At 62.9% G+C, this 12,206-nt stretch carries 10 protein-coding genes; 2 read left to right on the top strand and 8 right to left on the bottom strand.

All coding sequences use genetic code 11. The features are described from left to right. Positions 1-119: 119 nt before the first annotated feature. The 5 genes from gltP to ACMGGG_RS24270 form a co-directional block, all read right to left on the bottom strand. Positions 120-1,457: a glutamate/aspartate:proton symporter GltP gene (gltP, locus tag ACMGGG_RS24290; RefSeq protein ID WP_054893340.1), complete on the bottom strand. Its 1,338-nt coding sequence runs from the start codon at positions 1,455-1,457 to the stop codon at positions 120-122. A gap of 738 nt (positions 1,458-2,195) precedes the next feature. Further along, positions 2,196-2,666, bottom strand: a complete 471-nt coding sequence (locus ACMGGG_RS24285) for an inhibitor of vertebrate lysozyme family protein (RefSeq protein ID WP_063542020.1) — start codon at positions 2,664-2,666, stop codon at positions 2,196-2,198. Continuing rightward, positions 2,663-2,830 (bottom strand): DUF1328 domain-containing protein, encoded by a 168-nt coding sequence (locus tag ACMGGG_RS24280; protein ID WP_028695791.1) that lies wholly within the window; start codon positions 2,828-2,830, stop codon positions 2,663-2,665. The genes ACMGGG_RS24285 and ACMGGG_RS24280 overlap by 4 nt, the downstream gene beginning before the upstream one ends. A 40-nt stretch (positions 2,831-2,870) precedes the next feature. Continuing rightward, complete coding sequence (locus tag ACMGGG_RS24275; RefSeq protein ID WP_063542018.1) at positions 2,871-3,155, bottom strand: hypothetical protein; 285 nt, start codon at positions 3,153-3,155, stop codon at positions 2,871-2,873. Positions 3,156-3,331: 176 nt separating this feature from the next. Continuing rightward, positions 3,332-4,153, bottom strand: a complete 822-nt coding sequence (locus tag ACMGGG_RS24270) for a BON domain-containing protein (RefSeq protein WP_054893343.1) — start codon at positions 4,151-4,153, stop codon at positions 3,332-3,334. A 211-nt stretch (positions 4,154-4,364) separates the two neighbouring features. Here ACMGGG_RS24270 and algB point away from each other — a divergent pair, with 211 nt between their 5' ends. Both algB and ACMGGG_RS24260 read left to right on the top strand, forming a co-directional pair. Further along, a complete protein-coding gene (gene algB / locus ACMGGG_RS24265) occupies positions 4,365-5,711 on the top strand; it encodes a sigma-54-dependent response regulator transcription factor AlgB (RefSeq protein WP_054893344.1) in 1,347 nt (448 codons plus the stop codon). Between the two features lie 8 nt (positions 5,712-5,719). After that, complete coding sequence (locus tag ACMGGG_RS24260; protein ID WP_414154563.1) at positions 5,720-7,486, top strand: KinB sensor domain-containing domain; 1,767 nt, start codon at positions 5,720-5,722, stop codon at positions 7,484-7,486. Positions 7,487-7,495: 9 nt separating this feature from the next. Here the strand turns inward: ACMGGG_RS24260 and ACMGGG_RS24255 are convergent, their stop codons facing one another. From ACMGGG_RS24255 to ACMGGG_RS24245, 3 genes are all read right to left on the bottom strand, one after another. After that, on the bottom strand, positions 7,496-9,115 hold the full coding sequence (locus ACMGGG_RS24255; protein WP_414154562.1) for an EAL domain-containing protein: 1,620 nt from the start codon (positions 9,113-9,115) through the stop codon (positions 7,496-7,498). A 75-nt stretch (positions 9,116-9,190) separates the two neighbouring features. Continuing rightward, positions 9,191-9,967 (bottom strand): N-acetylmuramoyl-L-alanine amidase, encoded by a 777-nt coding sequence (locus tag ACMGGG_RS24250; RefSeq protein WP_414154561.1) that lies wholly within the window; start codon positions 9,965-9,967, stop codon positions 9,191-9,193. A 141-nt stretch (positions 9,968-10,108) separates the two neighbouring features. Next, positions 10,109-12,154, bottom strand: coding sequence for a diguanylate cyclase (locus tag ACMGGG_RS24245; protein ID WP_414154560.1), 2,046 nt, complete (start codon positions 12,152-12,154; stop codon positions 10,109-10,111). Positions 12,155-12,206: the final 52 nt, after the last annotated feature.

Here is a 12,206-nt window from a genome sequence, read left to right as displayed (position 1 = left end):
ATGATAGCGCATAAGGCGCCCTGAATCCGATCCCTGCAAGAGCGGCCGACAGGGGTGGTGTCGGACGCCACAATGCAAAAAGCCCCGACGGGTCGGGGCTCTTGCTTGCAACCAGAGGCTTACTGGTTGACGGTCTTGCCCGCCACCACAGCTTCTTTTTTCTTGCCGTTGGCCTGGAACAGCGAGTTGTAGTACGCCTCGCCCTTGGCGCTGTCGTACATGCCTTGCCACTTGGCGATCACCACGGCGGCCAGGGCGTTGCCCACCACGTTCAGTGCGGTACGGGCCATGTCCATGATGCGGTCGACACCGGCGATGAAGGCCAGGCCTTCCAGCGGAATGCCCACGCTGCCCAGGGTCGCCAGCAGCACCACGAAGGAGACGCCCGGCACACCGGCAATACCCTTGGAGGTGACCATCAGGGTCAGCACCAGCAGCAGCTGTTGGCTGATCGACAGGTCGATGCCGTACAGCTGGGCGATGAAGATCGCCGCGATGCTCTGGTACAGGGTCGAACCGTCGAGGTTGAACGAGTAGCCGGTCGGTACCACGAAGGAGCAGATCGACTTCGGCGCACCGTACTTCTCCATCTTCTCGATCACGCGCGGCAGCACGGTCTCGGAGCTGGAGGTGGAGTAGGCGAGGATCAGCTCGTCCTTCATGATGCGCATGATCTTGATGATCGAGAAGCCGAACACGCGTGCCACCAGGCCCAGCACCATGAAGGCGAAGAAGGCGATGGCGAAGTACACCAGCAGCACCAGCTTGGCCAGCGGCAGCAGCGAGGCGAAGCCGAAGTTGGCGACGGTCGCGGCGATCAGGGCGAATACGCCGATCGGGGCGTAGTTCATGATCATGTGGGTGACCTTGAACATGGTCTCCGACACACCCTGGAAGGTACGCACCAGCGGCTCGCGCAGGTCGGCGTTGAGGCTCGAGAGGCCCATGCCGAACATGACCGAGAAGAAGATGATCGGCAGCATCTCGCCACGCATCAGCGCTGCGAAGATGTTCGATGGGATCAGGTTGAGCAGGGTCTCGATGAACGCATGCTCATGCTGTACCTCGGCCGCCGTGGCCTGGTACTTGGAGATGTCGACGGTGCCCAGGGTGCTCATGTCGATGCCGGCACCTGGGTGGAACACATTGGCCAGTACCAGACCGACGACGATGGCGATGGTGGTCACCACTTCGAAGTAGAGAATGGTCTTCAGGCCGATGCTGCCCAGTTTCTTCGCGTCGCCAACCCCGGCGATGCCCACGATCAGCGACGAAATCACGATCGGGACGACGATCATCTTGATCAGGCGAATGAAGATGTCGCCGGCGGGCTGGAGGACGTTGCTGATCCACCATGCCTTTTCTGCACTGAAATGATTCAGTAGCGCGCCGACTGCAACGCCGAGGACGAGACCGATCACGATCTGCCAGGCGAGGCTCAGTTTTGCCTTCTTCATGTCGTTACCTTTGTTGTAGTGGTCATGGCCAGCAGATCGGAAAAGCGCGTCCCAGAGCCTTTGGCAACGTCACGGGCAGCGATTGGCTTCCGTCTGGCGACCCTGTTCTCAGGTCAACGCCAGCGAGCGAACGAGCGCTCGGGCCAGCTAAAAAGGCGGCAACTATTGCGACGTGGACAGGGTCAGTCTAATGCCGGAAACGACTACCCCATGCCGAATCGGCATAGGAAAAGACCGCAAATCGGCCAATTCAGCGGCCAAAAAATCCAGGCGTTCGGTTTTCCGAACAAGACCAAACCGCCATTTTTAGGCAGAAACGACAGGATCAGTTGGAGGGTGGTGGGGGGTTGTTCGACAATCCGAATGGAAGAAAACACACCCTGCGCACAGCGCAATCGAGGGGAAAAAAATTCGATATACGGTTACGACAAAATGTGTCTTGAGAGAAAAATCGTACAAGTACGTTTTGGAAGGGAGATTTCTGTAAGGACGCTTCGGAAGCCAGGTCGAGTGTTAGTGCCTTTTCCGACACCACTGACCTGGATCTTCCGATGCTGTCTCTCCTGACCCGGCCCTCGTCGGAGGTACTCCCTGTACCCCTAGGCCACTCCGATCCTGACGCGATCAGAACAGCCCGGCCCCCTGGTCATGTGCTGCCTCTCCTCGAGGCGGCGCATCATGGACGACGCAACGGTAAATACGTTCAACGTCCATCCGATTACGGTGCGCGACCGTTGGTCAGTACCAGTTCGGATCGCGCTTGAGCTGCTCCTGCAGCAGCTTCTTCATGCCGTCATCCGGCTCGCCCAGCCAGCGATAATCCGCATGGCGGGTCGGCGACTTGTCTGAGGGCAGACCTTCGGGAACCTCCACGAGCATCCCGTAGGCTTCATCCTTGTCCCAGCTGAACGCAACGATCAGGCGCTTGTACGTGCAGTTGTCGTCCGACTCGCAGAGAGGGCCGACCAAATACTTGTCGCCGTCCTCGGTCACCGCCGACATCTGCTGCGCAGAGCTGCCGCTGAGGTTGATCACCCACTCGGGCAGGCGTTCTTCATTCTTTATGGTCTTCTGCCAGGTCTGGCGGTATTCCGGGTCCGACCCCAGCAACTGGTTAGCCCGCACCTGACCGTCATTGGCTGCCATCGCCGCCGAGCCACCGCCCACGAGCAGGGCGGTGACCAGGGCGTTAAAGAGCATCCTGCTCATGGGCGTCCTCTACCGCGTCCGAAGAAGAAGGAAGCGACGAACAGGACCAGGAAGACAATGAACAGGATCTTCGCGATACCCGTTGCGGCGCCGGCGATACCACCGAAGCCCAGCACTGCGGCGACAATGGCGATGATCAGGAATGTGATAGCCCAGCTCAGCATGGTGTTTCTCCTTTCTTTTCGGGATAGGGTCGGTGTGGCACTAGAACACCCAGCGTTCCTGAGGAACGATGTTTTCCAGGGTGGCCGGCGAAGCATTGGCCGAAGGCAGCGGCTGTGCCGCCTTGACCAGGGTGGTGGCGTGATTCGTCTTCAATTGCGTCAACAACGCAGTCTGAGCAGCTACCTGATCGGCCAGGCGAGCGGTCTGCCAGCTGTGATAGAACAGGCCGCCGGCGAGGGTCAGTACCAGTGCCATCGCCAGGTACAGAAACTGATGCACGGGCAGCGCTGCGTCCTGCGAACGGTTGACTGATTGGCGATTCATGCCGGCTCCTCCTGCTGTATTTGTTATCCAAACCTTGAGGGAGTTATTGCAGCCTGCATGCCAGCTTTTTAATCTCAAAAAAATCTTTATAAATCAGTCAGTTATGCGCAAATGGAAAATGCAGCAAGGACGTATCCTGCACGATGCCTTGCTGCACGCCGTGCGTTTTGCACGATTCAACCTTCCACTTTGCTCGCCACCTTCAGCAAGTCCGCATCCACGCCCCGTACTCCGAGGATCTGCCCCGCAATCTGCACGGCGATGGTCTTCTGCTCCTGGCTGACCACCTCGCCAGACAGTCGCACCAGGCCTTCCTGGCTCGCGACCTTGATGTTCGGCCCGTCGAGATTCCGGCTGTAGCGCAAGCTGCTTTGTACCTTGTCGATGATCCAGGCATCGCTGGGCTGCGGCCCTGTCGGAACAGTCGGCGGATTTTCACGGGCCTGGGCCATGGCTGCGGAATCCAGGCTGATCAGGTTGTTGACCAGGTACACGCCCTCGCTGGTACGGGCGATGACCCCGGCCAGCTCCTTGGCCTCGACGTTGTCGACGCGACCGCGCATGGTCACCACGCCCTCGCGGCTCTCGACCTCGATTGGCGCCTTTTCCGTCACCCGGCTCCAGAGCAGGCGCGCGCGGATGATCGCGGTCAAGGTGGCGTCCTCAAGGCGTTGGGCGTAGGCACGCCGCTCAAGCGGCTGCTCCGCCAGCTCGGCATTGACCTGCAGACGGTTATCCACCCGCTCGATACCGCGGGTGGCCAAGGCGACACGCTCGGCCAGGTCGCGCTCGACAGGATTTTCCACCTCACCGCTGAGGCGGGCCTGCTGCCCCTCCACCTGCACCTCTATGCGGAACGGATTGAGTACCTTGTTGAGGGAAACCGCAGTCTGCACGGCCCCCTCCAGCCGTGCATCCTGCAACGGGTCGGCGACAACGGGACCGACTGCCAGCAGCAGGCCGGCAGCCAGGGCGCAATGACGTGGGAACAAAGGCATGGCACTTCTCCTTTTTCGTAACAAATCCAACCAACCTCGCAACCTGCATGCCAGCGTCACAAATGCTGGAAAATCTATTTATTTCAATCTGTTAGCCAATAAACAGAGCAACAGCTAGCATGCACAGGACGGAATCCTTCAGAATCGACCATGCAACTTGCCCGATTTTTCCGACACTAACTGAGATCAATCCCATAGGAGCGCAGGAAAAATGGAACCAGCCCAGGACAAGCAAGGCCGCATTCTGCTGGTGGACGACGAGTCCGCGATCCTGCGCACCTTCCGTTACTGCCTCGAAGACGAGGGCTACAGCGTCGCCACGGCCAACAGTGCCGTTCAGGCAGAGACCCTGTTGCAACGCCAGGTGTTCGATCTGTGCTTCCTCGACCTGCGCCTGGGAGAGGACAACGGCCTAGACGTGCTGGCCCAGATGCGCATCCAGGCGCCCTGGATGCGCGTGGTGATCGTCACTGCACACTCGGCGATCGATACCGCAGTGGATGCCATCCAGGCCGGCGCTGCCGACTATCTGGTCAAACCCTGCAGCCCCGACCAGTTGCGCCTGGCCACCGCCAAGCAACTGGAGGTGCGCCAACTGTCGGCGCGCCTGGAAGCGCTGGAAGGCGAAGTGCGCAAGCCCAAGGACGGTCTCGACTCGCACAGCCCGCAAATGATGGCGGTGCTGGAAACCGCGCGGCAGGTGGCGACCACCGATGCCAATATCCTGATCCTGGGCGAGTCCGGCACCGGCAAGGGCGAACTGGCCCGCGCCATTCACGGCTGGAGCAAACGCGCACGCAAGGCCTGCGTGACCATCAACTGCCCCTCGCTGAACGCCGAGCTGATGGAAAGCGAACTGTTTGGTCATACCCGCGGCGCCTTCACCGGCGCCAGCGAGAGCACGCTCGGGCGGGTCAGCCAGGCGGACGGCGGCACGCTGTTCCTCGACGAAATCGGTGATTTCCCACTGACCCTGCAGCCAAAACTGCTGCGTTTCATCCAGGACAAGGAATACGAAAGGGTCGGCGATCCGGTCACCCGTCGGGCGGACGTTCGCATCCTCGCCGCAACCAACCTCAACCTTGAGGAGATGGTGCGCGAGAGCCGCTTCCGTGAAGACCTGCTGTACCGCCTCAACGTCATCACCCTGCACCTGCCGCCACTGCGCGAGCGCAGCGAGGACATCCTCACGCTCGCCGATCGCTTCCTCGCCCGTTTCGTGAAGGAGTATTCGCGCCCGGCGCGGGGATTCAGCGACGAGGCCCGTGCGGCACTGCTCAACTACCGCTGGCCGGGCAACATCCGCGAACTGCGCAACGTGGTGGAGCGCGCCAGCATCATCTGCCCGCAGGAGCGCGTGGAAATCAGCCACCTGGGGATGGGCGAGCAGCCCACCGGCAACGCCCCGAAGGTTGGCGCAGCGTTGAGTCTCGATGAGCTGGAGCGCGCCCACATCGGTGCCGTCCTGGCAGCCAGCGATACCCTCGACCAGGCCGCCAAGACCCTCGGTATCGATGCCTCCACCCTGTACCGCAAGCGCAAGCAGTACAACCTGTGAAGTGGCCCATGAAGCTGCGCACGCGGCTGTTCCTGAGCATCTCGGCACTGGTGACGGTTGCGTTGCTGGGGTTGCTGCTGGGGCTGATCAGCGTGCTGCAGATGGCAGCGGTGCAGCAAAAGCTGGTGCGTGACACCACCCATACCCTGGAAGTCGGGCTCAAGCTGCGGCAGAACCTGGGCGAGCAGTTGAACCTGATACTCGATCCAGATACCGATCCGAAAAGCTTGGCAAGCCTGCAGGAAAACTTCCAGGCGCTATTGGTGGCAGGCCTCGAACAGGGCGGTGAACGCACCGGATTCAGCAAGGCCAGCAGCAACTACCAGACCTTCCTCCAGGCCTATCGCGACAGCACCTCACCGTCGCGCAGCATGGGCGTCGACGACCCTTTGGGCGCCGCGTTCAACCAGGTCCGTACCGACCTGATCGACTCGCACAAGCAGGCGCTGGAGCACATTTCCCGCAGCGAAGAACATGCTCGCGATCATGCCCTGCTGGTCAGTGGTGCATTGGGCCTGATGGGCCTGGCGGTGGTGGTGCTGGGCTTCATCACCGCGCATAACATCGCGCGTCGCTTCGGCCAGCCGATCGAGGCCTTGGCCAAGGCAGCCGACCAGGTTGGCCAAGGCAACTTCGACGTTACCCTACCTGTGACCCAAGCCACCGAACTCAACCAATTGACCCGCCGTTTCGGCCTGATGGCCGACGCCCTGCGCAAGCACCAGGCCACCAATGTCGATGAGCTGCTGGCCGGCCAGCAGCGCCTGCAGGCCGTGCTCGACAGCATCGACGATGGCCTGCTGATCATCGATCGCCAAGGTCGCCTGGAACACCTCAACCCCGTGGCCCAACGGCAGTTGGGCTGGAACGCCTCGCGGCTCGGCAGCAATCTGGCCGAAGCCCTGAACCGCCCGGAGCTGGAGCAACAGATGCGCCAGGTGCTGCGCGGCGGCAGCCTGGACCGGCCACCGGATGACCTGAGCATCGAGGTGGACGAAGAGACCCGTCTGCTGACCTTCAGTCTGACACCCGTCAGCCACCCGCAAGGGCCGATTCTCGGCGCGGTGATGGTGTTGCATGACGTGACCGAACAGCGTGCATTCGAGCGCGTACGCAGCGAGTTCGTCCTGCGTGCCTCCCATGAACTGCGCACCCCGGTCACCGGCATGCATATGGCTTTCGGCCTGCTGCGCGAGCGGGTCTCGTTCCCGCCCGAAGCGCGGGAAAACGATCTGCTCGACACCATCGGCGAAGAAATGCAGCGTCTGACCCAACTGATCAACGACCTGCTCAATTTCTCTCGTTACCAGAGCGGACTGCAGAAACTGGAACTGGCGCCCTGTACACTCGATGACCTGCTGGAGCGTGCCCGGGCACGCTTCGCCGAATCGGCGGCGCACAAGCAGATCGAACTGGTCAGCGAGCTGGAACCTCCCTTGCCGCACATCCAGGTCGACCTTGCGCAGATCGACCGGGTGCTGGACAACCTGCTGCACAACGCCATCCGCCACACTGCCAGTGGCGGGCACATTCGCCTGCACGCACGGCGGCATGCCGAGCGGGTGATCATCAGCGTCGAGGACGACGGCGAAGGCATTGCCTATGGCCAGCAAGGGCGAATCTTCGAGCCGTTCGTGCAGGTCGGGCGCAAGAAGGGCGGCGCAGGGTTGGGCCTGGCCCTGTGCAAGGAAATCGTGCAACTGCATGGCGGGCGCATGGGCGTGTTCTCTCGGCCGGGGCAGGGGACGCAGTTCTACATGGCCCTGCCGGTGTGAGGCGCCTGTTCAAGGCTCATCATCGATTCGCCGCCCGCCCATCCGTCGTCCGCGCGTGATCAGCTCGGCGAACTGTCGGGCGTTGAGCGGATGGGCGAACAGCCAACCCTGCCCATAGTTGACCCCTTCGCTGTTGAGCAATACGGCCTGGTCCTCGCACTCGATCCCCTCGGCGATCACCCGCAGGTGCAGGTCATGGGCCATGCGGATGATATGCGGGGCGACGCCGCTGCTGGCGGCGTCGTGGCCCAGGGCGTCGATGAACGCCTTGTCGATCTTCAGGCAATCGACCGGCAGGGTCTGCAGGTAGGCCAGGCTGCAGTAGCCGGTGCCGAAATCGTCGATCAGTACCTGATGCCCGACCGAGCGCAGGGCCTGCAGGTTGTCGCGGGCCACCACCACATCGATCAGGCCGCGCTCGGTCACTTCGAATGCGATCTGCGTTGCGGACACCCGATGCTGGGCCAGCAACCGCGCTGCGACCCGGCCGATACGCGGCACCATCACATCGCACGCTGCCAGGTTCACCGAGATGTACAAGTGCCGATTGGCCCGCAACAACTGGCCCAGTTGCTCCAGTACCCGCTGCAGGACGAAGTCGGTGATCGGACGGATCTGCCCGGTGTTCTCGGCAAGCGGGATGAACAGCTCCGGGCTGGTCAGGCTGCCATCCGGTCGGCGCCAGCGCACCAGTGCTTCGGCGCCGACACAACGGCGGCTGTCCAGTTCGAAGATCGGTTGGTAGAGCACCTGCAGCTCGCCACGGCGCAGCGCCTGCTGCAACTCCGAGCTCATCGAGCGCCGCTGCAGGATCAGTTGCAGCACCAGCCAGCCGATGCAGCAGGCGAGCAGCAGGCTACCGGGGAACAACAACCAGAGCATGCCGTTGAGCTTCAGCGGCAGGCTTGCACGGGGGGCGATGAGGACGAGTTGGTAGTCCGGTGACTTGGTCGGCATCCGGTAGACGAGGCGGTCGCTGAGCTCGATCAGCGCCTTGCGTGACGGTGGCGGCCAGTCCGGCGCAGGTGGCCAGGGCTGGGGAGGGCCCAGCACCGGGATCGCCCGGCTGCCGCGGTCGAGCACTACCAGCAGGCTGCCACCGGGCGGGAGATCGACCACGTCGGTCAGGTGGCCGCGTGAGGTGGACACCAGGAAATGGCCACGCCCCAGCATCAACGCCGCAAGATTTTCGTTCGGCTCGGTGGTGGTGTTCAGCCAGTAACTGTAGGTCGGCCCCTGGATGTCGGGTGAGCGCATGGGCCGCATGACCTGCTCCCCACCCCGGCTGGAGCAGGCGATGTCTCCGTCGACATAGACCGCCTCGTAGACAAAACGGTAGCTCAGGCCCACCTGACGCAGCGCAGACAACATCGCTGCATCACAGCCGCGCATCGGCAGCGCCTGCAGTTGGTCGACCCCCTCGCGCAACTGGCCGAACACTTGCTCCAGGCGCTCGAGAAAACGCTCGCCGCGGGCATTCATCTGCGCGCTTTCGCTCTGTTTCATCTGCTGCAGGGTGACACCGACACTGGCGGCCAGCAGCAGCGCAGCACTGGCCAACGCGACCAGAGAGGCCAACAGCCAGGGGCGGTAGAAAATTTGGCGCACAGAGGCGATCAGCGAAGACATGCGCGGCATCCAGTTGAATACCAAAGGTATAGCAACTGGATGAACAGTTGGCGCGGTGCGATAGGCGGTCCTGATTCACCGCATGCTGTTGAGCACCTGCAGTATTGCCGCGGTCTGCGCATCGGGCATGCCGTCGAAGCGCTGCGCGCGGAAATGCATCTGGAAAGCGGCGATCACATGGCGGGTCGAGACATCCAGCTCGCCAGTCTGCTCGATGGCATAGCCGAAGCGGGCCAGTTGTTGCTGATACCAGAGCGGGCTCGGTGGATTGGCCTCGAAATACACCTGCTGGCGCGCCACGGAGGCAGCGTTCGGCCAGATCCCCAGGCCTGCGTCAGCCAGCCGCTTCCAGGGGAACAGCGGCCCCGGGTCGAGCTTGCGCAAAGGTGCGATGTCGCTATGGCCAATGATGTTGCGCGGCTGGATGTTGTAGCGCTGGACGATATCCTTGACCAAGGCGATCACTGCCTCGATCTGCGCTTCGCTGTAGGGGTGCCAGACACGTCCGCTGGGGGTATCGGTATAGCCGGGATTGACGATCTCGATACCGATCGAGCTCGAGTTGAGCCAGGTGCGGCCCTGCCACTGACTTTCGCCGGCATGCCAGGAGCGGCGGCTTTCATCCACCAGCTGGTAGACCGTGGCATTGCCGTCGCCAACCAGGTAATGGCTGCTGACCTCGCCATGGGTCAGCAGCGCCAGCGAGCGCTCCAGCGAAGCGTTGGTGTAGTGCAGGACGACGAACTGGATGCGGCTGTCCTGGTTCGCCGAGGTGTGGCTGCGGTCGATGCGCAGACCGCTGGAGCAGCCGGCGAGCAGGATGAGGAGAAGGGCAGTAGCGAACGTTTTCATCGGATGGAGGCACGTCATGTGTCGGTATAAGCGCTACAGTATAACGTGCTATCGCCGATTACCCATTCCCAACGATGCCCGCTCAGCGGACTGAGCGCACGACCCGTGTCGAAAGCAACAGGGCTGGCGTAGCGGTACTCGTTACCCTTGCTCGACGCGATTGCGCCCCTGGTCCTTGGCGCGGTACAGCGCTTCATCCGCACGCTTGAGCACCTGGTCGCCACGCTCGCCGGAGCGGAAGGCGCTGACGCCGATGGACGTGGTGATCACCACGCGCTCGCCCTTGAAGTGAAACGGGCAGGCCTCGATCGCCGCACGCAGCGCTTCGGCGACCTGCAGCGCTGCGGGAGGGGATGTCTGGGGCAGCAGCAGGACGAACTCCTCGCCACCAAAGCGGGCGATGAAGTCGCGCCCGCGCAAGCGCTTGCGCAACTGGTCGGCAACGATCTTCAGCACCTTGTCGCCGGCCAGGTGGCCATAGCCGTCGTTGATGCGTTTGAAATGATCGAGGTCGAGGATGGCCATGGCCAGGTGGCCGCCATTCTCCTGCCAGTCGGCAAGCTCGCGCTCGACCCGTTCGCTCCAGGCGGCGCGATTGGGCAGCCCGGTCAGTGGATCGACCAGTGCTTTCTGCCGCTGTTCTTCCAGGTGCTCACGGTAGCCAAGCGCCTCCTGCTCCATGCTCGCCACTCGCTCGGCCAGGCCTTGCAGGCGTCCGGCCAGTTCCTGCTCACGGCGGTCGCGTTCGTGCTGGTGGTCATCCATGGTGACCAGCAGGCCCTCGAGCCGGTGGTCCAGCAGGTGCTTGAGGCTGTCGATGTCCACTGCGCCCTGGACGCTGGTTTGCAGGCCATCGACCTGTTCACGCAACTGACTGTCCAACTCGCGAGCGGCAGTGCTGTTGTCGGCGTGGCCCTCGCTGGCCTCCTGCAGGTGGCTCTGGAAGGTCTCCAGGCGCTCGTTGATCTGCTGCAGGTAGGCTTCGAACTCATGCTGGCCGCTGTCGTTGATTGCCAGCATCAACACCGCCAGGTCGTCCAGTACCGGGATCAGCTCGTACCAGTTCAGCCCGCGCGCCACCCGCTCGCGCATTTCCAGGGCCTGGGCCTTGTGGCGCTCCGGCAGGCTCAGGTCGTCGAGCAGGCCGATCAGGGTTTCTTCGATGTGCGCGGCAACCTGGCTGTAGGGCGGCTCGACGGCATCAGGCAGGGCGTAAGGGCCGTCTTCACCGACTGGTTGTTCTTCCGGGGGCTCGGTGGCGGGGGCTTCGTCCGCTGGCGTGCTGTCGGCGGCGGTCTCCGGCTCGACAGGCTCGGACTCGGCGGGAGGAGCGACTGGCTCGGGTTCGACAATGCTCGCCGGCTCGCGGGCGTCGTCAACTGGCTCCACCGTCTCGGCAGCACCGGCCAATTGCGCAACCGGCGCCGGGGCCTCGGGGGCGGGCTCGACAGAGCGGGGCGCCGCAGGCAGAGGCTCCAGTTCATCAGCATCGATCGTGCTGTGTGCCGCAGAGGCTGGGCTCGGGGCTGGGGCTGGGGATCGTGGCTCAGGTTCGCGCGCAGGCAACGGTTCGCCCGTTGGCTCGACGGTCTGGCTCTGTGACGTTGCGCGCGAGGGTGCCGGTTCGTGCTCCGGCTCCGGCGCTTCGGCCTGAGCACCCTCTTCGCGACCGCCAAACAAGCGTTGCAGGAAGCCTGGCCGGGCCTCTTCGGTCGCCTTGCGCAGCGACGACAGCGCGCGCCCCTGCAGACCGCTGAGCTCGCCAAGCAGCGGCGGCAACTCACGCGACTGGCTGACACCGCCGTCGAGCTTCTTGGCCAACTTCTTGAGCGGACGGGAAACGTCGCCGGGCAGCTCAAGCCCCTGCAACTGGGAAACCAGCGAGGTCAGCGCATCGCTGACCTGGTTCATCCGCGTTTCGCGACGCTGCTCCGACTCGAGCACGGCCTTTTCCAGTCGTGGGATAAGCCCGGCGAGCCCCGCGTCCATGCTGTCACTGCGGATGACCTCGCGCATTTCCTTCATGCACTGGTCGACGACCTTGTCGCTACCCTCGGCGGCCAGCGTGCTGCGGACCAAGCCACGGCGCAGCAAGTCGAGGCGAGCTTCCCAGCGACGCTCGAGCTTTTCCTGCCGTTCGATGCTTTTCAGATATTTTTCTTTCCAGCGCTCGGCTTCGTCGGTCATGCCTGGATCCGCAACGGTAATAGCATCAGAGGGTATGTGATTACTGGATTTC

It is taken from the genome of Pseudomonas sp. BNK-44-b, from assembly GCF_047456245.1.
In the GTDB taxonomy this organism is placed as follows: domain Bacteria; phylum Pseudomonadota; class Gammaproteobacteria; order Pseudomonadales; family Pseudomonadaceae; genus Aquipseudomonas; species Aquipseudomonas machongensis.
The sequence above is the reverse complement of the archived record's forward strand: the minus strand, read 5'-3'. Positions and strand labels throughout refer to the sequence as shown.